This window comes from Mucilaginibacter segetis (assembly GCF_016522075.1).
GTDB classification, from domain to species: domain Bacteria; phylum Bacteroidota; class Bacteroidia; order Sphingobacteriales; family Sphingobacteriaceae; genus Mucilaginibacter; species Mucilaginibacter segetis.
In genome coordinates, this window is sequence record NZ_JAEHFW010000002.1 from 27284 (window position 1) to 47600 (window position 20317).

General features: G+C 48.5%; 21 protein-coding genes. 15 read left to right on the plus strand and 6 right to left on the minus strand.

Annotated features, from left to right (window positions below):
* The first annotated feature begins 3 nt into the window (after positions 1 to 3).
* From I5M19_RS09810 to adhP, 4 genes are all read left to right on the plus strand, one after another.
* Entirely contained in the window at positions 4 to 426 is a 423-nt protein-coding gene (locus I5M19_RS09810; protein WP_200066159.1) for a FixH family protein, read from the plus strand.
* Positions 423 to 1112 (plus strand): sulfite exporter TauE/SafE family protein, encoded by a 690-nt coding sequence (locus tag I5M19_RS09815; RefSeq protein ID WP_200066160.1) that lies wholly within the window; start codon positions 423 to 425, stop codon positions 1110 to 1112. Before I5M19_RS09810 ends, I5M19_RS09815 begins: the two co-directional genes overlap by 4 nt.
* A gap of 192 nt (positions 1113 to 1304) precedes the next feature.
* Complete coding sequence (locus I5M19_RS09820; RefSeq protein ID WP_200066161.1) at positions 1305 to 1649, plus strand: hypothetical protein; 345 nt, start codon at positions 1305 to 1307, stop codon at positions 1647 to 1649.
* Positions 1650 to 1661: 12 nt separating this feature from the next.
* A complete protein-coding gene (gene adhP, locus I5M19_RS09825) occupies positions 1662 to 2696 on the plus strand; it encodes an alcohol dehydrogenase AdhP (RefSeq protein WP_200066162.1) in 1035 nt (344 codons plus the stop codon).
* A gap of 365 nt (positions 2697 to 3061) precedes the next feature.
* Here adhP and hemN read toward each other — a convergent pair whose 3' ends face one another.
* From hemN to I5M19_RS09845, 4 genes are all read right to left on the minus strand, one after another.
* A complete protein-coding gene (gene hemN / locus I5M19_RS09830) occupies positions 3062 to 4429 on the minus strand; it encodes an oxygen-independent coproporphyrinogen III oxidase (protein ID WP_200066163.1) in 1368 nt (455 codons plus the stop codon).
* A 2-nt stretch (positions 4430 to 4431) separates the two neighbouring features.
* Positions 4432 to 5472 carry a 2-hydroxyacid dehydrogenase gene (locus I5M19_RS09835; RefSeq protein WP_200066164.1) on the minus strand — a complete coding sequence of 347 codons (1041 nt, stop codon included), beginning with the start codon at positions 5470 to 5472 and terminating at the stop codon, positions 4432 to 4434.
* Positions 5473 to 5552: 80 nt separating this feature from the next.
* Positions 5553 to 6605 carry a response regulator gene (locus I5M19_RS09840; RefSeq protein ID WP_200066165.1) on the minus strand — a complete coding sequence of 351 codons (1053 nt, stop codon included), beginning with the start codon at positions 6603 to 6605 and terminating at the stop codon, positions 5553 to 5555.
* A complete protein-coding gene (locus I5M19_RS09845) occupies positions 6602 to 7789 on the minus strand; it encodes a PAS domain-containing sensor histidine kinase (RefSeq protein WP_200066166.1) in 1188 nt (395 codons plus the stop codon). The genes I5M19_RS09840 and I5M19_RS09845 overlap by 4 nt, the downstream gene beginning before the upstream one ends.
* Positions 7790 to 8015: 226 nt before the next feature.
* Here I5M19_RS09845 and I5M19_RS09850 point away from each other — a divergent pair, with 226 nt between their 5' ends.
* From I5M19_RS09850 to I5M19_RS09860, 4 genes are all read left to right on the plus strand, one after another.
* The gene (locus I5M19_RS09850) at positions 8016 to 8747 is read left to right on the plus strand and encodes an LOG family protein (RefSeq protein ID WP_200066167.1); all 732 of its coding nucleotides are present in this window, start codon (positions 8016 to 8018) and stop codon (positions 8745 to 8747) included.
* Between the two features lie 53 nt (positions 8748 to 8800).
* Entirely contained in the window at positions 8801 to 10129 is a 1329-nt protein-coding gene (locus I5M19_RS09855) for an acetyl-CoA hydrolase/transferase family protein (RefSeq protein ID WP_235985817.1), read from the plus strand.
* 23 nt (positions 10130 to 10152) lie between these two features.
* On the plus strand, positions 10153 to 10278 hold the full coding sequence (locus I5M19_RS18725) for a hypothetical protein (RefSeq protein WP_262895503.1): 126 nt from the start codon (positions 10153 to 10155) through the stop codon (positions 10276 to 10278).
* Between the two features lie 96 nt (positions 10279 to 10374).
* Complete coding sequence (locus I5M19_RS09860; protein WP_200066168.1) at positions 10375 to 10791, plus strand: hypothetical protein; 417 nt, start codon at positions 10375 to 10377, stop codon at positions 10789 to 10791.
* Between the two features lie 91 nt (positions 10792 to 10882).
* Here I5M19_RS09860 and I5M19_RS09865 read toward each other — a convergent pair whose 3' ends face one another.
* Positions 10883 to 11146, minus strand: coding sequence for a hypothetical protein (locus I5M19_RS09865; RefSeq protein ID WP_200066169.1), 264 nt, complete (start codon positions 11144 to 11146; stop codon positions 10883 to 10885).
* Between I5M19_RS09865 and I5M19_RS09870 the strand changes: the two genes are divergently transcribed.
* The 3 genes from I5M19_RS09870 (at position 11124) to I5M19_RS18835 (ending at position 13344) form a co-directional block, all read left to right on the plus strand.
* Positions 11124 to 12395 (plus strand): L,D-transpeptidase scaffold domain-containing protein, encoded by a 1272-nt coding sequence (locus I5M19_RS09870; protein WP_317193231.1) that lies wholly within the window; start codon positions 11124 to 11126, stop codon positions 12393 to 12395. The genes I5M19_RS09865 and I5M19_RS09870 overlap by 23 nt on opposite strands.
* A 209-nt stretch (positions 12396 to 12604) precedes the next feature.
* Positions 12605 to 13057, plus strand: coding sequence for a pyridoxamine 5'-phosphate oxidase family protein (locus I5M19_RS09875; RefSeq protein WP_200066171.1), 453 nt, complete (start codon positions 12605 to 12607; stop codon positions 13055 to 13057).
* Between the two features lie 53 nt (positions 13058 to 13110).
* On the plus strand, positions 13111 to 13344 hold the full coding sequence (locus I5M19_RS18835; RefSeq protein WP_200066172.1) for a hypothetical protein: 234 nt from the start codon (positions 13111 to 13113) through the stop codon (positions 13342 to 13344).
* Between the two features lie 113 nt (positions 13345 to 13457).
* Here the strand turns inward: I5M19_RS18835 and I5M19_RS09885 are convergent, their stop codons facing one another.
* Complete coding sequence (locus I5M19_RS09885) at positions 13458 to 13685, minus strand: response regulator (RefSeq protein WP_200066173.1); 228 nt, start codon at positions 13683 to 13685, stop codon at positions 13458 to 13460.
* A 376-nt stretch (positions 13686 to 14061) separates the two neighbouring features.
* On the opposite strand from I5M19_RS09885, the gene I5M19_RS09890 reads away from it, so the two are divergent.
* The 4 genes from I5M19_RS09890 (at position 14062) to I5M19_RS09905 (ending at position 20295) form a co-directional block, all read left to right on the plus strand.
* Positions 14062 to 15408: a sigma-54-dependent transcriptional regulator gene (locus I5M19_RS09890; protein WP_200066174.1), complete on the plus strand. Its 1347-nt coding sequence runs from the start codon at positions 14062 to 14064 to the stop codon at positions 15406 to 15408.
* 584 nt (positions 15409 to 15992) lie between these two features.
* Entirely contained in the window at positions 15993 to 17693 is a 1701-nt protein-coding gene (gene kdpA, locus I5M19_RS09895) for a potassium-transporting ATPase subunit KdpA (protein WP_200066175.1), read from the plus strand.
* Between the two features lie 15 nt (positions 17694 to 17708).
* On the plus strand, positions 17709 to 19724 hold the full coding sequence (gene kdpB / locus I5M19_RS09900; RefSeq protein WP_200066176.1) for a potassium-transporting ATPase subunit KdpB: 2016 nt from the start codon (positions 17709 to 17711) through the stop codon (positions 19722 to 19724).
* Between the two features lie 10 nt (positions 19725 to 19734).
* Complete coding sequence (locus I5M19_RS09905; protein WP_200066177.1) at positions 19735 to 20295, plus strand: K(+)-transporting ATPase subunit C; 561 nt, start codon at positions 19735 to 19737, stop codon at positions 20293 to 20295.
* Positions 20296 to 20317 lie beyond the last annotated feature (22 nt).

Consider the following 20317-nt stretch of genomic DNA (forward strand, 5'->3'; position numbering starts at 1 on the left):
AATATGAACTGGGGAAAAGGACTGATCACCGGTATGATCATTTTTATGCTGTTTATCTCTGCCATGGGTGTCCGGATGTTTATGGTACCGGGTGACGACTACGATCACCAATATTATGAAAAGGGACTGACCTTCAACCGGGATTATGACCGGGAAAAGCAGGTAATGACCGATCAGGCTACGCCTGTTATAGAACAGGTTGGCCAAACACTGGCCCTGACATTTAAAACGCCGCTGACCGGTTCGATCCGTTTTGAGCGGCCATCGGACCAGCGGCAGGACCGTTCGTTCCCCTTAGCGCCAGATGCAAAGAACAAAGTAGTATTGCCCATAGCTAAACTCGCTACCGGCAAATGGCAACTGACCATAAACTGGCAGCACGGGGGCAAAAACTATTTATATCACCAGGAGATCACCATTCAATGAGTACCACCGAGATCGCTTTTTTTATCGGCCTGTTCGGCAGCGTGCATTGCGTTGGGATGTGCGGACCATTGGCATTTTCCATCCCATCCTTCCATGCCCGGTGGTGGAGAGTGATCCTGGACAAGGTTATCTACAACATAGGACGGCTCCTTTCTTATACACTGCTGGGCTTTTTGATCGGCTTGCTGGGGCGGCAGCTCTGGTTGCTGGGTTTGCAGCAGGGGGTCAGCATTATCAGTGGTTTGCTGATCATGGGCGCAGGATTTTCGCGTATCCTGAAGATCCGTTTCAGTTTAAACCGGCGCTTACAGGCGCTCCTTCAGCCAATGAATAAATTGATCACCTGTGCATTGCAACACCAGGCCGGTCACCTGATCGTTGGTATTCTCAACGGTTTTCTGCCGTGCGGATTTGTATACGTCGCGCTGGTAGGCGCCGTCAATACCGGTACACCTGCGGCTTCTGCCGCTTATATGTTCTGGTTCGGGGCAGGCACCTTTCCACTAATGCTGGCGGCTACAATCAGTACCGGATTTGTCGGGCCTGTCCTGCGCCACCGAATCAACAAGGGCATCCCTTACCTAATGGTTTGCCTGGGGATCTGGTTCACCATGCGCGGACTTGCCCTGGATATTCCTTATCTCAGTCCTGCCAAACAGGATAGCGGCGTGACCGTCTGCCAATAAAGTGGAACAACAAGGAATTAAAATGTTAAAACATTTAGAGGGCAAGCGGACGTTTAAACACAACTTCAAACTCGTTACTTTACTGAAAATGACAGGTGTAGGAAAGTGACAGCAATCATTTTTTACAAGTGTTTTGGTCATGGTTCCCGCAGGAGCTTACCGTGATATTTGTTTCATAAAAACTATCAGATCATGGAACAAACGATAAGCGCCAACCGCTGGCAAACCCAACGCGGACAAAAGATCAATCTACATACTCTGCACCAAAAATTTAATAATTTCAGCGATAGCCAGGCCGGTAACCGAACCGCGTGGTTTCTGTTCGCGCTGGTTTTCCAGGGCGTATTGTTTCTGCCGCTGCCAGCAGTACTGATCTATTATTATGATGCCCCCGTGGCTGTATTGGCCGTGACCCTCGGGCTGTTCTTTGCCAATATCATTGCGGGCATGGGCGGTGCCAGCATACGCACCCTGCTGGGTTTTTTTGCTGCCGGCCTGGTGACAAATGTGCTGATGTTCATTTTATTTCTCTTGTAAAAAATATACGTTATGATACCAAAAACCATGAAAGCTGCGGTGATCCGGGAATTCGGACAACCACTTCAAATTGAAGAAGTACCTGTTAAGATGCCCATAGATGACCAGATCCTGGTCCGCGTGATGGCTTGCGGCGTATGCCATACCGACCTTCATGCCTGTAATGGAGATTGGCCGGTAAAACCCAACCTGCCGCTGATTCCCGGCCATGAGGCCATCGGCTATGTGGCAGCTATCGGTGCCCGCGTTACCGGCGTCAAAGAAGGTGACATTGTCGGTGTTCCCTGGCTGCACAGCGCCTGCGGCTGTTGTGAATTTTGTATCACCGGCTGGGAAACCCTTTGCGGTACGCAGCAAAACGGCGGCTACAGCGTTGATGGTGGATTTGCTGAATACGTACTAGCGGACTCGCGCTATGTGGCCCATTTTCCGGAGGGTATTGACTTCGCTGAAATGGCGCCGATCATCTGTGCTGGTGTAACCGTTTATAAAGGATTGAAGGAAACCGAAGTGAAACCCGGTGAGTGGGTAGCTATTTCCGGCGTCGGAGGCTTGGGCCATTTGGCGGTTCAATACGCCAAGGCTATGGGCATGCATGTGGCAGCGATCGACGTATCCGACGAAAAGCTGGCGCTGGCCCGCCAGTTGGGTGCCGACTTGACCGTTAATGCACTGAATGGAAATCCGGGTGCCTATTTGCAAAAGCAAGTCGGCGGCATGCATGGCGTGCTGGTGACCGCCGTGTCACCGATTGCCATTGAACAGGGCATTTCTGCCCTGCGCCGTAAAGGCACTATCGCCCTGAACGGCCTGCCCAAAGGCAGCTTTGACCTTTCCATATTTGATACCGTGCTGAACCGTTACACCGTGCGCGGCTCAATAGTGGGTACCCGCAAGGATATGCAGGAAGCCGTGGCATTTGCCGTGGAAGGCAAGGTGAAAGCAACCATTCATAAAGCCAGGCTGGAAGACATCAATGACGTTTTTGACAAGATGAAAGCAGGGAAGATCGATGGTCGAATTGTGCTGGAGATAGGTCAGCCCTGAATTCCATAATATGGGAGAGGTATTTATTGGCAACCTCAGGACCTGATAGGCCCTCGGTTCGGGATGACAGGAATTACCTGGCTGAATTTTAATGGATCCCCGGATGATTAACATCTCGCCGCTGGCGTGCCTTGCTTTTGCTTGTCCGGAGCATCATTGTGTCCTTTCGGAGACCCCGCCCCGCTAAGCTTTAGCAGCATATCTGGGGGCAGGAACTTGGCTCAGTTCGTCCTTTGCAACGGATTGCCTGAAGACGATAGAAGATATCGGCCAGGAATATTTAGCTTACTTCGGCATGGAAGGTGGAGCGCAGAAGCAGTTGACCGTATGGCTAAAATACAGCCCGGCCCCGAGCTTTTTTCTGCTTAGATCGCCATGCTGAATAACCGGGTAGCCGGCTTGTCCGCCCAAAGACGGGTATCAAAGCATAAACAGATATTTCTTAAAAAATGCTTGCCAATTTCCGTAACCCGCAGGCCGTGCTCGGACAAGCTAACCAGCCCATCCTCTTCGAGCGGCTCCAGCCTTTTCAACGCTTCGGATAGTTCGCCGGCAATCAGTGCAGCATTCCAGCCGGTGTACTGTTTGCACATAATATCGAGAATATGGCGGCGGATCTGCAGATCATCATTGCTCAGGACATGCCCCTTAAATACCGGCAATTCTCCCTGGTTGACCAAGGACAAATATTCCTCCAATGTTTTGACATTTTGGGCGAAGGCATACCAGCTATCGCTGATCGAAGAGACGCCTAATCCGACTAGCAGTTGAGTATGCTGCTCGGTATAACCCATAAAGTTGCGGTGCAGCCGACCACCCATTTCAGCGGCGAACAGCGCGTCAGCAGGCAGGGCAAAATGGTCCATCCCGATCTCATGGTAGCCGTAACTCAGCAACAAGCTGCGCCCGATCTCTTGCAGCTTACTTTTTTCTTCCGGTGTAGGAAGGTCCGCTTCCGTAAAACGGCGCTGACCCGGTTTTATCCAGGGCACATGGGCATAACTGTAAAAAGCGATGCGGTCAGGTTTCAGCCCGGCCACGATATTCATGGTATTGATCAGCCCTTCCAGGTTCTGATGCGGCAGGCCGTAGATCAGGTCGAAATTGATGGACGTGTAACCAATACTGCGGGCCTGTGTGGTCACCGTCCGTACCTGCTCTACACTTTGGTGCCGGTTGATAATGAACTGTACTCGCGGATCAAAATCCTGTATACCCAGGCTGAGCCTGCGAAAACCCAGATCAAATAGTGTCTGTAAGTGATTCGCTGTCGTGTTGCCCGGATGGGCCTCAAAGCTAAACTCTGCCTGCGGATGAATCCAGGCATGATTCAAAATTCCGCTGATCAGCAACCGTAGATTTTCCGGGCTGAAGAAAGTAGGTGTGCCGCCACCGAGGTGCAATTCCCGGATAATCGGTATATCGCCAAATAGTTGCAGGTACAGCGCCCATTCTTTGAGTACCGCATCAATATAAGGTTCTTCTACCCTGTGATTTTTGGTGATGCGGGTATTGCAGCCGCAATAGGTACAAAGGCTTTCACAGAAAGGCAGGTGTATATATAAGCTGATACCGGACCCGGAATTGCTTTCCTCAAAGGAAAAGCGCACGGAGTCTTCCCAGCTTGTACAGTCAAAAGTGGTCCCGTCCCAATAAGGCATTGTTGGGTAACTGGTATATCGGGGCACGGGCACATTGTATTTATCGGCTAGTGCATTATACTTTTCTTCCATTATCAGTGCTTTAATTCGGAAACCCCTTCTTGTACAACAAGGTTAGTTTTGCAGATTTGGCCGCAGGCACAGGATTTGCCCACACATTTATTTTGCTGCCAAAGGTCCAGGCTGCGGATGGTCTGGTCAGCGATCTGCTGGAGCGCTTCCTTAGTCAGGTAAGCCTGGTGCGGGGTAACGAGCACATTGACGTGTTGGAGCAACTGTAACAGTAACGAATCTTTGACAGGATCGTTACTGTGGTTCTCGAAGAATAACCCTTTTTCGAATTCATAAACATCCAGACCGAGGTAGCCGATCTTTCTTTCTTCCAATGCGGCCAGTACATCAGCTGTTTGCAGCAACTGCCCGCGGGAGGTGTTGATCAGCATCACGCCCGGCTTCATCAGCTGTAACGAGGCACTATTGATTAGGTAACGGGTTTCATCCGTTAATGGTACATGAATAGAAATGATATCCGACTGTCGGTAAAGCTGCTCCAGGGAAACAGGCTTGACATACCGGAAGTTACGCGGGAACTTTTCATCATAAGCGATCAGCTGGCAGCCTAAGCCATGATAGATGGATGCAGTCGCCTGCCCGGTGTTGCCCATGCCGATGATGCCAACGGTCTTGCCTGCAAAATTAAAGCCGACGAGGTCATCATTGCGGAAATCAAAATCATGGGCGTGATGGTCGGCTTTAACGATCTGTCGGTTCAGCGCGAAGGCAAGTGCTACGGCATGTTCCGCGATCGCCTGGGGCGAATAGGACGGCACACTGGCCAGCTTGATGCCAAAGGCCGCCGCGGCCGCTTTGTCAATATGATCCGTACCTGCCGAGCGCGTAACGATATAACGTACCCCCAGACAGGCCAGCTTCTCCACCACCGGTGCAGAAACATCGTCGTTGGTAAACACGATCACCGCATCCTTGCCACTGGCATACAGTGCTGTATCAATAGACAGGGGGTTGGATATCAGGGTGATATCGTGCTTCTTCTGGTTAGCCTTTGCCAGGTATTCTTTTTCAAACGGCTTAATACTGAATGCGACTGCTTTCATCGATTTGTTTATTTCAAACAAAATTACCCGAATGTAGCACCCGTGGGAATGAGCGGAGTCAACTCAAAATATGATGTGTATCAGTTTTTCATTTTAGCCAGTTTCTCTGGTTCCAGGACCGTGATCAGGCTGCCTTTCTTCTCGATAAGGCCCTCATCCTTGAAGTCAGACAAGGTTCGGCTGACCGTTTCGGTGGCCATGCCCGCCATCGCGGCCAGGTCCTCGCGGGTGATCTTGAATCCATTCTTATCGCCGGAAGGTTGACGATACAGCCGCATCATGGCCTCAGCCATACGCTTGCGCACAGAATGATAGGCCAGTTGCATCAGCTGCTCTTCCTTTTCGCGGATGTTGTCTGCCAGCAGCTTGATAAACTCGCGGCCGACCTCCGGAGAGGCGTGCAGTAATTGCTCCAGCTGGTCACGCGGGATCATGCAAAGCGAGCAATCTTCCAGCGCGGTAGCAGTGTCGGTATAGGGCTCATTGGTCAGCATGGCGTGGATGCCCAGGTACTCATCATTGCTGTAGATGCCGGTCATCAGTTCACGGCCGTCCTCTGCCAGCCGGATGGTTTTCACCTTCCCGCTCAGTACCAGGTATAGCCCCGCGCCCTTATCACCATCATAATAGATGACCTGCCCCTTTTTGAACAGGCGGCTCTTACGTTCCTGGATGATCTTCTTCAGTTCCGCCAGCCCATCATTCTTGGAGACCAGGTTACCCAGGGAATCCAGGGAGCGGCTGTAAAAATGCTGGTGCACCTCTTTTTTCTTCAGGCGGCTTTCGATCGCATTCAGCAGGTCGAGGTCGTCAAAAGGTTTGGTCAGATAATCGTCCGCGCCCATTTCCATCCCTTTGCGCAGGTCCACGCGTTCGGCTTTGGCCGTCAGGAAGATAAAAGGGATCGCCGCCGTTTCAGGGTTCTTATGCAGGATATGCAGCACCCCGTAACCATCCAGTTCCGGCATCATGATGTCACACAGGATGATATCAGGCAAATGGGTGGTGGCCAAGTCAACGCCGGCTTTCCCATTGGCGGCCTCGTACACTTCGTAGCCAGCCAGGCCAAGTATCTCCACGACATTCTCGCGAATGTCGTTGTTATCTTCAATGATCAGTACTTTCTTTTTCATATTAATGGAATGGTGATCTTAAATAAAGTGCCCTGGTTAACGTCGCTCTTGAAAGCGATCTCGCCATTCATCAGGTGGGTATAGCGGGAAACAATATTCAGGCCCAACCCCGTACCAGGGATGTTACCCGTGTTATGTGCCCGGAAAAATGCTTCGAACAAATGCTTCTGGTCCGCTTCCGGAATACCGATGCCATTATCCCGGATCGTGATAACACAAGACTTATCGTTAATTTCTGTATTGAACTCGATAAAAGTGTTCTCGCCCGAATACTTGATGGCATTACCGATCAGGTTGATCACACAGTTTTTTATCAGGTTCGGGTCAAGGTTAACCATGCTGAGTGTACCGGTATGCTGATAAATGATGGTCTGATTTTGCTTGGCGACCAGTTGCAGTTCTTCGGTCATTTCCTCGGACATTTTGACCAGATCAAAAAACTGTCTTTTAGCTTCCACCTTCCCGGCCTCCAGTTTTTCCAGCGACAGAAAGTCGTTGAGGATATTGGTCAGGTTGCCCACCGAGTTCTTGATCTTGGCGACATGCTTGCTGATATTGGCATTGTCAAAAGGCTGGGCATATTTCTCGATCAGTGACGATGAAAGCTGGATAGCACTTAGCGGCGTCCGGAATTCATGCGAAGCCATTGATACAAAGCGGCTCTTCAGTTGCCCCAACTCCTTTTCCTTTTCCAGGGAAGAGCTAACTTCTTCCTTGGCCTGCTGCAAGTCCTGAATAGCATCTTTCAGATTTTGCGTCCGGTTCTCCACCAGTTCTTCCAGATGCGCGGCATATTCTTTCAATTGTTCTTCCGCTTCCTTCTCACGCGAAAGGTCATGGATAAACCCGGTATAGATCTTCCGGTCCGCGAAAGGGACTTCGCTGACCCCTAAACGGAAGGGGAATATGGAGCCATCCTTACGCAGGCCTTTAACTTCACGGCCAATACCGATAATATGCGGCTCGCGCGTACGCTGGTAGCGTTCAATATATTCGTCGTGCTGGTTCCTATCAGGGGGCGGCATCAAAACGGATACATTTTTACCGATGACCTCTTCCGGGCTGTACTGGAACAACTTACAGGCTGCCGGGTTGATCGTCTCAATGTGACCGCTCTCATCGATGGTGATGATCCCATCGATCGCATTTTCTATAATTGCTTTTAAGAGTGCGGCGTTTTCCATGTCGTGATCCGGTATTGCTAATGATATTTACCACAAATATTGCGAATAAGGATCACAAAAAATATAATATCATTCAGTTAAAAAAGTGACCAGCGTCATTTTTTGTAAGGTGATGCCACCAGCCATGAAAAAAGTTGACCATCAGCAGGTTTATTACTGACGGTCATCATGTTACCGGCCTGTTAAATGTCCAAACTTTGTATAACCATCCCCCAAATCAGTACTAATGGACCAAACCGCAATTAATACCGAGATCAAATTTCTGGCCGGACCGCAGTCCCGCCTGAAAGAACTGCAATTTACTTTCGAGACAATGCTGGATCTGATCCGCGGATTCCGTGGACTGCATTTTCTGGGCCCCTGTATCACTGTTTTCGGTTCGGCTCGCTATAAAGAGGACCATCCTTATTATGAACTGACCCGAAAAGCGGCCGGCGAATTCGCCCGCCTGGGTTTTACCATCCTGACCGGCGGCGGACCCGGACTAATGGAGGCGGCAAACCGCGGGGCCAAAGAGGTCGGCGGCAGGTCCGTCGGCTGCAATATCCAACTGCCCGTAGAGCAGGCTCCCAATCCCTATCTGGATAAATGGGTCTACATGAAGCATTTCTTCCTCCGCAAGGTGCTGCTGGTCAAATATTCTTTCGCCTTTATCGTCATGCCCGGCGGATACGGTACCCTGGATGAGTATTTCGAAGCGCTTACCCTCATCCAGACCCGTAAGATCAAAAATTTTCCGGTCATTATCTTCGGTACGACTTACCATGAAGAACTATTGCAGCATATTCGGGTCATGCAAAAAGATGCGACCATCAGCGAGGAGGATACACGGCTTTTTCTGGTAACCGACGATATTACGGAAGCGGTGGAATATATCCGCGAAAAAAGCGTCCGGGAGTTTGGCCTCAAACCGGAGGAGCGCCGCAAACCGCTGCGCTGGCTGTTCGAAAAGGACTAAGACTGGCCGGAAATGACAAGGATCATAACACCGGTTGTTCCGCATCAGTATTTATGAACACCTGGCAAGCTATTTTTGACTACCCTAATATTATTCAAATGAACGAGATACAATATATTCCCGCAGCAGAGGCTTTGAAATGTGTAGCACCCGGTAACCGGGTATTAATCCATGGCAGCGCCGCTACGCCAGTTTGCCTGGTCGAAGCGCTACAGGCACGGCACCATGAACTGTATAATGTGGAGCTGGTGAGCATTACTACGCTGGGCGATGTCAACTTCGACCACCCTGAACACCGCAAATCTTTTTTCTTCAACTCCTTATTTGTTTCAGCCGCAACCCAAAAGGTAGTGAACAGCGACGACGGGGACTATGTGCCCATCTTTTTAAGCCAGATCCCGAAGCTTTTCAGAGAAAATATTTTACCGATCGATGTGGCCCTGATCCAGGTATCTCCGCCCGACGCCCACGGTTACTGTTCACTGGGCACCTCGGTCGATATCGCCCGTGCTGCCGTTGACATGGCGACCTATGTGGTGGCACAGGTCAACCCTTTAATGCCCCGGACACATGGCGAAAGCTTTCTGCATATCAGCAATATCAATGCCATGGTTTGGCATTCCGCCGAATTGCCAGAGATAAACTATGACGCAGTGACCAACGCGGTCACTGAAAAGATCGGCTACCATGTGGCTTCCCTGGTGGAAAATGGTGCTACCCTCCAATTGGGTATCGGCAGCATTCCGGACCAGGTCCTGAAAAACCTGACCACGCACCAGCACCTGGGGATCCACACCGAAATGTTCTCCGACGGCATCATTCCGCTGATCCAGCGCGGCATCATCGATAATAGCTGTAAAAAGTTGAATGTCGGCCGCTCCGTGACCGCCTTTATTACCGGCACCCGCAAATTATACGATTATGTTAACGATAATCCTGGTATCCGTGTGATGGATATCAGCTACGTGAACGACACCAGCGTGATCCGCCAGAACCCGAGAGTAACCGCGATCAACAGCGCCATAGAGATCGATTTGACCGGGCAGGTATGTTCCGATTCTATCGGTACCTTCCAGTATTCCGGGATCGGCGGCCAGATGGATTTTATCCGTGGTGCTTCGCTCTCTGCCGGCGGAAAGCCGATAATTGCACTACCATCACAGACTAATAAAGGGATAAGCCGCATTGTCCCTTTCCTGAAGGAAGGGGCGGGTGTGGTGACCACACGCGGACACGTACACTGGGTAGTGACCGAACACGGGATCATTAACCTGTTTGGGAAAAACCTGAAGCAACGTGCCCAGGCGCTCATCCAACTGGCGCATCCTTACCACAGTGAAAATCTGGAACGAGCTTATTTTAACAGGTTTGAACATGCCTGACAGCGCCTACTTGCTGAATAATTATGAAAGAACTTGACCTACTCATCGTGTTGACCAATATTTTACCGGACCCGGTAGTGCTGCTTGACGACCATGGGCAGATTCTTACGACTAATACACCTTCGGCGTTTTTGCCGGGAATGAATTAATGATGAAATGATAAAGGTCACCTAATTATATGATTCCTGTCATTCGATTACAGGTATCGGATTACGAGCTTTAGTGCAGCTAACAATGCATAAACTATGGAACAAACCCACAGTATTTCCGCAAGATCCCTGCAATATTTCGTGATTGCCAAACGCTGGCGTGCCGACCTCGAATTTTTTAAGATGGAAGCCACCTTCCTTCGCCAGCTCCTGGACCGTTATATCAGCCGTCTGCAGGATCATGACCATTTAGGCATCCTCACCGCCTGCGGCAACCTGCTTGACAGGCTGGAAGCTATGGAAGTAGATGACCTGCTGGCCGGACAATTGACCCAGCTGGAACTAATGGCGGAGGATATTATACCCGAGGACTCGGAATCCCTCGCCGCCACCCAGGTCAAACTGGAGTATTTTATAAGCAGCCTGGTCAAAGAGTTCCGCGCAGCGAAAGAACAGATCTATCGCCTGGTCCTGTCGGTAAGTACTCCTTTAACCCCAGAAGCCATGGCTTAAAATAGCTTTACCTCCCCCTAATTAATACCCTGAAAGACGCCGGCCAGCCCGGCGTTTTTGCTTGGATGGAATCGCTGTTCCGTGCGCTCCGTCAGCTTATTTCATGCGCTGCATCATTTTTTTGGTGAGGCATAAGCCTGAATTTTACTGAAAATTTATAGGTCATGAAAAATAGGACGCGAATCATTTTATGGTACTTCTCCTGCCTGCTCCTGCTGGTTTCGCCGCGGGCGATGGCCACAGGTCTGGCTGCCGACAGCAGCCTGTCCGCAGAGATCAGGAACCAGCTGCAGGCAGGTGCGGTGAAGCAAAAGCTATATTTCCCTAAATCTGTGGCGCGCCTATATGCCGCCAATAACTTCAATGCCGTCTGGATCAAACCGCAGCGCGACAAAGGACCAGCCTGGCAGGCTCTGCTGATGATCGACTGCGTGCTGCAGTTCGGACTTTCCCATGCCGATTACCATCCCGATGAATTGACCTATACCCAAATGCACGCAATGTTAGATACGCCCGGAAAGGTAAGTATTCCCTTACAGGCCCGTTACGATATATTATTAACCGATGCGATACTGAACCTGATGAATAACCTGCATTACGGTAAACTCAACCCGGAATTTCCGGCCAGCCGTATTGACGCCCTTACCGGCACAAAGTTCCAGGCTGACGCGGCCCTGTTAGCAGGAATGGGTCAAAAGGACCTGCTATCCGTGATCGCAGCGGCACAGCCAGCCGATAAGTTATACCGTGCCATGCAATGGCGCATGCATATGCTGGAAGGCCAATTGCAAGGGGATTGCTACGAGATACCGGAAGCCGAGGTCCGCAAACTGGCCATCAATATGGAGCGCCTCCGCTGGTCCAATACCGGCGACAGCGTCTATATCCAGGTCAATATTCCATCTTACACCCTGATTTATCGTGCACCGGATTCCCTCTACCGCTTTAAGGTTGTTGTAGGCAAACCCGAAACGCCAACCCCAACCCTGGTCAGCGCCATCACATACATGACCACCGCACCGGAATGGAAGGTGCCCGCTAAGATCTTCGCCCGTGAACTTTTACCAAAGGCCAAAAAAGATACGGCCTTCCTGGAAAATAATCATTTGGCCATCTATGACCTGAAAGGAAATTTCGTGCAACCGACAGCGGCCAATCTTGCCCTCGTAAGTAAAACCCCGGCTATCTATTTCGCCCGCCAGTCCGCCGGCTGTGACAATGCCCTGGGACTGCTGGTGTTCCGCTTTGCCAACGCCTATGATATTTATTTGCACGATACACCGGAACAGGCATTGTTTAAACGGAAGGAACGTGCCTTCAGCCATGGCTGCATACGCGTAGAACAGGCCGAAAAACTGGGCAGCCTGCTGCTTAGCTATGATGGTGCAAAGGCGCGCACCGGTTTACTGCACCGCGATATAACTACTTATACCAAACAGAATTTTGTCCTTAAAAAACCGGTGACCATCAAGATCACTTACCTGACCTGTATGATTAAAGACGGCGAATTGCAAGACTTTGGCGACCCCTACCAGCTGGACCATAGCCTGGAAATGGCGATGTATGGCACAGACCTGCCACTAAGTACTAGCTTAAAAAAATAAATATGAGTTTAAGATAATGCTACTCCGACTGAACTCCATGTTATTCCTGCCAATGATAACCATTGTGGCGCTATTATCAGAATCTTTAACATTTATCTGAGGATGAAATTTTTTCTATAGGTGACAACCATCATATTTAGCCTTATTGAGCGGTCATTTTTCCCGGCCCGCCTGCTGCCTAAATTTGAAGGTATTAACTCCTTAAAGCTATGCTCGGAAAACTTGATCAAACCCAAATGGAAAGCCTGCTGCTGCAGCAGGTGACCGGCCGGATCGGCTGTCATGCCGACGGCATAACCTATATCGTTCCTGTCAATTATGTCTACAGCGCTCCTTACGTTTATTGCCATTCCGCCAATGGGAAAAAAATAGAGATGATGCGCCGCAACCCGAATGTTTGTTTCCAGGTAGATGAGATCCGGTCCATCTTTCACTGGCAAAGTTTGGTAGCTTGGGGCACCTTTGAGGAGGTGACCGATGTCGTGGAATCAGAACGCCTGATGCAGGGCCTGATCCATCGCATCATGCCTTTAGCGGATAGCCCCGGAGACCATCCTTCCCATGGGATCACCGAGAACGGTTACGACATTAGCAACTGTATAGACCTCATCATCTACAAGATTCATATTGAAAAAATGACCGGCCGGTTCGAGCACAGTTAAATTCTTTTACCTTCTCAAAACGGCTGCTATAGCAAATTCTCGCTGCCAGCGGCATGCTCACCGGGGGACGCGTCTTAACCTACCTCAAAAGTTACCTGCCCGAGAAAAGAAACACTATCCTGCTGATCGGTTTCGAGGCGGAAGGTACGCGCGGACGCGCCCTGTTGAACCGTGCGCATGAGCTCAAAATTCACGACAAATATTACCCGGTCGTTGCCGGCATCCGCGAAATAGAAGGCTTGTCGGCACATGCCGACTTTCAGGTGGCGGCCGACACAGGCCAGTAAGGTTTGGTCATCAAAGGGCTTGATCAGGTAATCGTTGACACCGAGGTCGCTGGCTTTTTGAATATCCTTTCGCTCAGATTGCGCCGTAGAAAACACGAAAGGGGTGGCCTTAATTATTTGGGATCCTCCTTCAGCTCGGTAAAAACCTCATAGCCGCCCATGACCGGCATAACCACATCACAAATGACCAGGTCGGGATTGATCAGGCGGCTCAGGGAGACACCCTGCGCGCCATCCGGAGCGGCGTAAATCTCATAGCCTTCCAGTTCAAGTAACTCGCTGGCGCATTCACGGATATTCGTATTATCTTCAATCAATAAGATGATAGGTTTCGCAGGCATAAGGGCTTTGGCTGTAAATCAAATAGTTACTATAAGTTACAACTTCTGCGAATACAAATCAAAAAAAGTTTTTTAAGATTTTTGAAAGGGATTCAGGTGTGGCTTGCACAACTTGTTAACTGATTCGCGAATATTCTCCTGTTATTTAGCAACCCTGTTCGAGCCCATCGCGGAACCCTCTATGGGTCAAAGGCTTTTTGAAGGTTTTACCCCATTTTTGCTTGTAACACTTGGTTCCAGGTATATTAGCTCGGCGGCCTTGTTGAGCTTACCGGCTCGACATACCCATCCCACACTTAATACATTGATTATTCAAATATTCATAGTTAAACAGTCAAAAATAGATGTGTAGCTTTGCAGGCTAAATAATAAACACTTGAATAAGGTTTTAATCATAGATGACGAGGAAAAAATCCGGACGCTGCTTTCGAGGATTATCAATTTAGAAGGTTTCGATGTCATGCAGGCTGCTGATATCAGAAGCGGCTTAAAAAAGCTGGAATCCTCTGATATTGATGTGGTCATCTGCGATGTAAAGTTACCTGACGGCAACGGTATTGAAGCTATTACAACCATTAAAGGCAAATATCCTGCTACCGAAATTATTTTGCTTACCGCTTATGGCAACATTGCAGATGGCGTACAGGCAATCAAAAACGGTGCCTTTGATTATATTACCAAAGGAGATGACAACAATAAAATCATCCCGTTACTCTATAGAGCAATCGACAAGATTGCATTGGCGAAAAGGGTGCAGCACTTAGAAAAACAATTGAGCAATAAGTATTCTTTTGCTCACATTATTGGCAAGGCGAAATCATTTACTGTTGCTATTGAGGCAGCGAAGAGAGTAGCGCCCACGGACGCAACGGTTTTGCTTACCGGAGAAACCGGGACTGGCAAAGAAGTTTTTGCACAGGCTACACATCATGCCAGCCGACGGGCTAAGGAAAATTTTATTGCCGTAAACTGTTCCGCTTTCAGTAAAGAATTGCTGGAAAATGAGCTGTTCGGTCATAAGGCTGGTGCTTTTACCGGGGCGATAAAAGATACTAAAGGCATTTTTGAGGAGGCTGATGGAGGAACCGTTTTTCTGGATGAGATTGGTGAAATGCCGATAGATTTGCAGGCAAAACTGTTAAGGGTACTGGAGACGGGCGAATTTCTTAAAGTGGGCGATAGCAAAGCCACGAAAACCAATGTACGCATTATTGCAGCAACGAATCGCGATCTGGAACAAGAGGTGAAAGCATGGAACTTCCGGGAAGATCTTTTCTACCGCATAGCAGTATTTCAAATCGCATTGCCGCCGTTAAAAGAACGTGTGGTGGATATTGAGGCATTAGCTGAGCACTTTCTATACCTTTTTGCGTGTAAGACGAATAAAAAAATTACAGGCATGGCAAATTCTTACCTCGAAGCCTTGAAACAGCATGCCTGGAAAGGAAACATCAGGGAATTGAAGAATGTGATTGAACGTAGCGTGATCCTTACCGATGGCACAGAACTGACGGTAGACAGCCTGCCCCATGAGTTACAGCAACTTCAAACGGGTGCAGCAAAGGAAAAAATCCTTTCCACATTCCAACTGGCCAGTGCCGAAAAAATGCACATACAGAAGGTCATGAATTATGCTAATGGCAATAAAACAGAAACTGCCAGGTTACTCAATATCGCCCTTACTACCCTTTATCGTAAATTAGAGGAGTATCAAATCAAATAGCCTATTTCTATAGGCATAAACTTTAGTACCCTTTCAAAACGATAGGCCTTACCCTTTCATAATGAAAGGGTTTTTCTTTTGGCATTCAAATAGTTTTAATTTATAATACTGATTGTCAATAGATTAAACGCAAGACAATAACAATGGAACAACCCTTGCCATCTGATGCATAAAAACATGTAAAACGATGGCAGCAATTCTCACCCTCTCCGGCACGGTGCTTTTCGCACTCCTTTTTTTAATCATTAACTCATTTGAAAAAATATGATCGCATTATTCATTGTGGCCATAGCTGTATTTATGTATATGTGCTATGTGCTGGTCAAACCCGAAAGTTTTTAATCATGAAAATGGAGAAGTGACGGAAGCTGCTATCACCTTATATATCATGTTGCTGATGTTGTCGGTGTTCGGTTCTTTACTTCAAACTGAAACTCCTTTTTAAATTCTTAAAGATATAGTCATGAAATCATTGCTCAAGGAAGTGGGAATATTCGTGTTGATCTTCCTGCTTATTTTCAGTTGGTTCAAGTTGTTCAACTGGCTGTTTTCTTTTATCCATTTATGCTAAAAAATAACAAAATATGAATACAGAGATTCCTGGAATTGTCCTCATGTATCTCGCGGTAGTAATTCTTGCCTTACCGCTAGGGCGCTACATCGGCAAAATATTCTGCCATGAAAAAACGTGGTCAGATTGCATATTTAATCCGGTTGACAAACTTTTTTACAAACTGGGCGGCATTAACCCGGCTACAGAAATGAACTGGAAAAAGCATCTGGCTGCTTTACTTAGCATTAACCTGGTATGGTTCCTGATCGCCATGTTTGTGCTAACCAATATGAGCTGGCTACCGCTCAACCCGGATCATAATCCTTCGATGAGTGCTGACCTGGCCTTTAACACGGCGATCAGCTTTGTGACCAATACCAACCTGCAACACTATTCGGGCGAAACCGGCCTGTCATATTTGGGGCAACTCTCGCTCATGCTGTGGCAATTTATCAGCGCAGGCTGCGGCATAGCCATAGCCGGCGTTGTTTTTATGGCGATGAAAGAAAGAAATGCCGGAAAACTCGGCAACTTCTACTGTTTATTTGTGAGAAGCTGCACTCGCATCTTATTTCCGTTGGCGGTCGTACTGTCTTTGCTGTTATTGTTTAACGGTACGCCAATGACTTTTAAGGGGAAGACGCTGATGACCAGCCTGCAAGGTGATTCAGTAGCGGTCAGCCGCGGGCCTGTTGCCGCCTTTGTGGCCATCAAACAATTAGGCACCAATGGTGGCGGCTTTTTTGGCCCTAATTCCACTCATCCCCTGGAAAACCCCAGCTACTTTACCAATATACTGGAAACGGTAGCCATCTTTTTAATCCCTATCGCCATGGTGTTTGCTTTGGGTTATGTTTTAAAAAGGCGAAAATTGGCTTGGACAATATTCGTGGTGATGACGGTCGGATTTCTCCTTCTGCTGATTCCTACCGTTGTTAACGAAATGAACGGCAATCCGGCCATTACCAGGATGGGCATTGGGCAGCCTATGGGAAGCATTGAAGGTAAGGAAGTCCGTTTTGGTCCGGCGGCCTCCGCTTACTGGGCTATTAATACAACAGTAACCAGCAATGGTTCAGTAAATGCCATGCATGACAGCTTAACGCCACTTTCGGGCATGAATGCCCTGCTAGGTATGATGGTCAACTGTTTTTACGGCGGGGTAGGCGTGGGTTTCCTTAATTTTTACATTTTTATTATTCTTGCGGTGTTCATCAGCGGGTTAATGGTAGGCAGGACCCCCGAGTTTTTAGGAAAAAAAATAGAAGCTAAGGAAATGAAGATCGCCATGATCATCGCCCTGCTTCATCCCTTCCTGATCCTCACCGGTACGGCAATGTCCAGCTTTTTATATGCCCATGCTCCTGAAACTTATGCAGGGTGGCTGAATAATCCCGGCTATCATGGCTTCAGCGAAATGCTGTACGAGTTTAGCTCCGCGAGTGCCAATAACGGCAGCGGTTTTGAGGGCTTGGGTGATAATACCCCTTTCTGGAACATTGCCTGCGGCATCGTGATGCTTGTGGCCAGATACCTGCCCATTATTGGCCCGGTAGCTATTGCCGGCAGTCTTGCGGCAAAAAAATACGTGCCTGAAAGTGCAGGTACGTTAAAAACAGATACCGCGACCTTCGGACTCATGACATTTGCCGTCATTGCTATTGTTGCGGCCTTATCCTTTTTCCCTGCGCTGGCTTTGGGCCCTATTGCAGAGTATTTTTCCATTTACTAAATCATTAATACAGGTATGAAACCCAATACAAATAACAAACTGTTTCAGTCTGCTTTGGTGCAGGAAGCATTAAAACAATCATTCATCAAACTCAGCCCTGTAAAAATGTTCCGTAATCCGGTCATGTTCATGGTATGGATCGGAACCCTGGTCATGGCAGGTGTATGCGTGTGGATTGCCGCAGGCGAACAAAAGCAGGGAAGCCTTTTATATAACCTGATCGTGACGCTGGTGCTTTTTATTACCTTGCTATTCGCCAACTTTGCGGAAGCCATTGCCGAAGCCAGGGGCAAAGCACAGGCCGACAGTCTGCGTAAAACCAGAGAGGAAACACCCGCTAGGCTGGAAAACGGTCATACGGTATCTTCATCGCAGCTTAAAAAGGGCGATATTTTCGTTTGCGAAGCAGGCGATGTGATCCCATCGGACGGGGAGATCATAGAAGGTTTGGCCACCATTGACGAAAGCGCTATTACCGGCGAAAGTGCACCGGTTATACGTGAAGCGGGGGGTGACAAGAGCAGTGTGACAGGCGGCACAAAAGTATTATCCGACAAAATAAAAGTAAAAGTAACCACCGAAGCTGGCGAAAGCTTTCTGGATAAGATGATTGCGCTGGTAGAAGGTGCTTCACGCCAGAAGACGCCCAATGAAATTGCACTGACCATTTTATTGGCAGGCTTTACGCTGGTATTCATTATTGTAACCGTAACGCTGAAACCATTTGCAGATTACGCACAAACGCCCATAACCGTAGCAGCGTTCATTTCATTGTTTGTGTGTTTAATTCCAACCACCATCGGCGGTTTGCTATCGGCCATCGGTATTGCCGGGATGGACAGGGCTTTGCGGGCAAATGTGATTACCAAAAGCGGCAAAGCCGTAGAAACGGCAGGTGACATTGATGTATTACTGTTGGATAAAACAGGAACGATCACCATTGGTAACCGTAAAGCAACTAATTTTTATCCTGTTCATGGTATCGGCGAACAATATTTTGTTAAAGCTGCGGTATTAAGCTCGATGAGTGATGAAACCCCTGAAGGCAAATCCATCATTGAGTTGGCGGGCATAAACCCGTCAAACTACCAGATTAACCAACCACGGTTTATCAAATTCACCGCCGAAACCAGAAGCTCAGGTATTGATTTTGATGAGGTTAAAATCAGGAAAGGGGCATCAGATGCCATGCGGAATTTAGTGGAAAAAGCGGGCAACCATTACCCGCAGGAAACAGATGAACGCGTAAAAACCATTTCAAGCAGCGGCGGTACGCCATTGGTGGTGGCCGAGAATGAAAAGGTGCTGGGTGTAATTGAATTGCAGGACATTATTAAACCAGGCATACGCGAACGCTTTGAAAGACTGCGCAAAATGGGTATTAAAACCGTGATGGTGACCGGCGATAACCCTTTAACCGCAAAATACATTGCTGAAAAAGCGGGCGTGGATGATTTTATTGCCGAAGCGAAGCCGGAGGATAAAATGAACTATATCCGTAAGGAGCAAGCAGAAGGCAGGCTGGTGGCCATGATGGGCGACGGCACCAATGACGCGCCGGCGTTGGCACAGGCTGACGTGGGTGTTGCCATGAACAGCGGAACCCAGGCTGCCAAAGAAGCAGGCAATATGGTGGATTTGGATAATGATCCTACCAAACTTATCGAAGTGGTTGAGATAGGCAAGCAGTTGCTGATGACCAGAGGAACGCTGACCACCTTTAGTATTGCCAATGATGTAGCCAAATATTTTGCCATTGTGCCTGCACTGTTTATTGCCTCTATTCCGGCTTTGCAGGGCTTAAATATTATGCGGTTGCATTCGCCCGAAACCGCTATCCTGTCCGCCGTTATTTTTAATGCGATCATTATCCCTATGCTCATTCCGCTGGCCTTAAAAGGTGTTGCTTATAAGCCGATCGGCGCCAGTGCTTTGCTGCGAAGAAATCTGCTTATTTACGGGTTGGGGGGGGTGATTGTTCCGTTTATCGGCATCAAATTGATTGACATTCTGGTATCAGTATTTATTTAAAATTCAAAAAATGAAAACAAATATTTTCCCCGCAATACGGCTAACCCTTGTTTGCCTGGTTTTCTTTTCGGGCGTTTATACCTTAATGATATGGGGTGCTGCCCAATTGGCGCCCAATAATGGCGAAGGTGAGTTATTAAATGCTAACGAAAAGACCTGTTATGCCAATGTTGGGCAAAAATTCACTCAGGATAACTATTTCTGGTCGCGCCCTTCGGCGGTTGACTACAACGCAGCAGGCGCGGGTGGCAGCAATAAAGGCCCGTCAAACCCTGCATATCTCAACGATGTGCAGGCAAGGATAGATACCTTTTTAGTGCATAACCCGGGGGTTAGCAGGGCCGAAATCCCTTCTGACCTGGTTACGGCCAGTGGCAGCGGTCTTGATCCGCATATTTCCCGACAGGCTGCTGTAATACAGGTAAAACGGATCGCCAGGGTTCGCGGGATAGCCGAAGGTAATATTCAGCAGCTTATACTCTCTAATACGGAAAAACCTTTGTTGGGCCTTTTCGGCACTGAACGGATCAACGTGCTCAGGCTCAACATAGCGTTAGATAACTTAAAATAAAAAGTCAGTTAAAAGGCAGGTA

Excerpts from the sequence above, each read along its gene's own strand:
- I5M19_RS09850 (WP_200066167.1), top strand. The coding sequence starts at position 8,016 with ATGGACCAAACCGCAATTAATACCGAGATCAAATTTCTGGCCGGACCG.
- I5M19_RS09875 (WP_200066171.1), top strand. The coding sequence starts at position 12,605 with ATGCTCGGAAAACTTGATCAAACCCAAATGGAAAGCCTGCTGCTGCAG.
- I5M19_RS18835 (WP_200066172.1), top strand. The coding sequence starts at position 13,111 with ATGCTCACCGGGGGACGCGTCTTAACCTACCTCAAAAGTTACCTGCCC.
- I5M19_RS09820 (WP_200066161.1), top strand. The coding sequence starts at position 1,305 with ATGGAACAAACGATAAGCGCCAACCGCTGGCAAACCCAACGCGGACAA.
- hemN (WP_200066163.1), bottom strand. The coding sequence starts at position 4,429 with ATGGAAGAAAAGTATAATGCACTAGCCGATAAATACAATGTGCCCGTG.
- I5M19_RS09845 (WP_200066166.1), bottom strand. The coding sequence starts at position 7,789 with ATGGAAAACGCCGCACTCTTAAAAGCAATTATAGAAAATGCGATCGAT.
- I5M19_RS18725 (WP_262895503.1), top strand. The coding sequence starts at position 10,153 with ATGAAAGAACTTGACCTACTCATCGTGTTGACCAATATTTTACCGGAC.
- kdpA (WP_200066175.1), top strand. The coding sequence starts at position 15,993 with ATGAATACAGAGATTCCTGGAATTGTCCTCATGTATCTCGCGGTAGTA.
- I5M19_RS09810 (WP_200066159.1), top strand. The coding sequence starts at position 4 with ATGAACTGGGGAAAAGGACTGATCACCGGTATGATCATTTTTATGCTG.
- I5M19_RS09885 (WP_200066173.1), bottom strand. The coding sequence starts at position 13,685 with ATGCCTGCGAAACCTATCATCTTATTGATTGAAGATAATACGAATATC.
- I5M19_RS09860 (WP_200066168.1), top strand. The coding sequence starts at position 10,375 with ATGGAACAAACCCACAGTATTTCCGCAAGATCCCTGCAATATTTCGTG.
- I5M19_RS09840 (WP_200066165.1), bottom strand. The coding sequence starts at position 6,605 with ATGAAAAAGAAAGTACTGATCATTGAAGATAACAACGACATTCGCGAG.
- I5M19_RS09815 (WP_200066160.1), top strand. The coding sequence starts at position 423 with ATGAGTACCACCGAGATCGCTTTTTTTATCGGCCTGTTCGGCAGCGTG.
- adhP (WP_200066162.1), top strand. The coding sequence starts at position 1,662 with ATGATACCAAAAACCATGAAAGCTGCGGTGATCCGGGAATTCGGACAA.
- kdpB (WP_200066176.1), top strand. The coding sequence starts at position 17,709 with ATGAAACCCAATACAAATAACAAACTGTTTCAGTCTGCTTTGGTGCAG.
- I5M19_RS09855 (WP_235985817.1), top strand. The coding sequence starts at position 8,801 with ATGAACACCTGGCAAGCTATTTTTGACTACCCTAATATTATTCAAATG.
- I5M19_RS09905 (WP_200066177.1), top strand. The coding sequence starts at position 19,735 with ATGAAAACAAATATTTTCCCCGCAATACGGCTAACCCTTGTTTGCCTG.
- I5M19_RS09835 (WP_200066164.1), bottom strand. The coding sequence starts at position 5,472 with ATGAAAGCAGTCGCATTCAGTATTAAGCCGTTTGAAAAAGAATACCTG.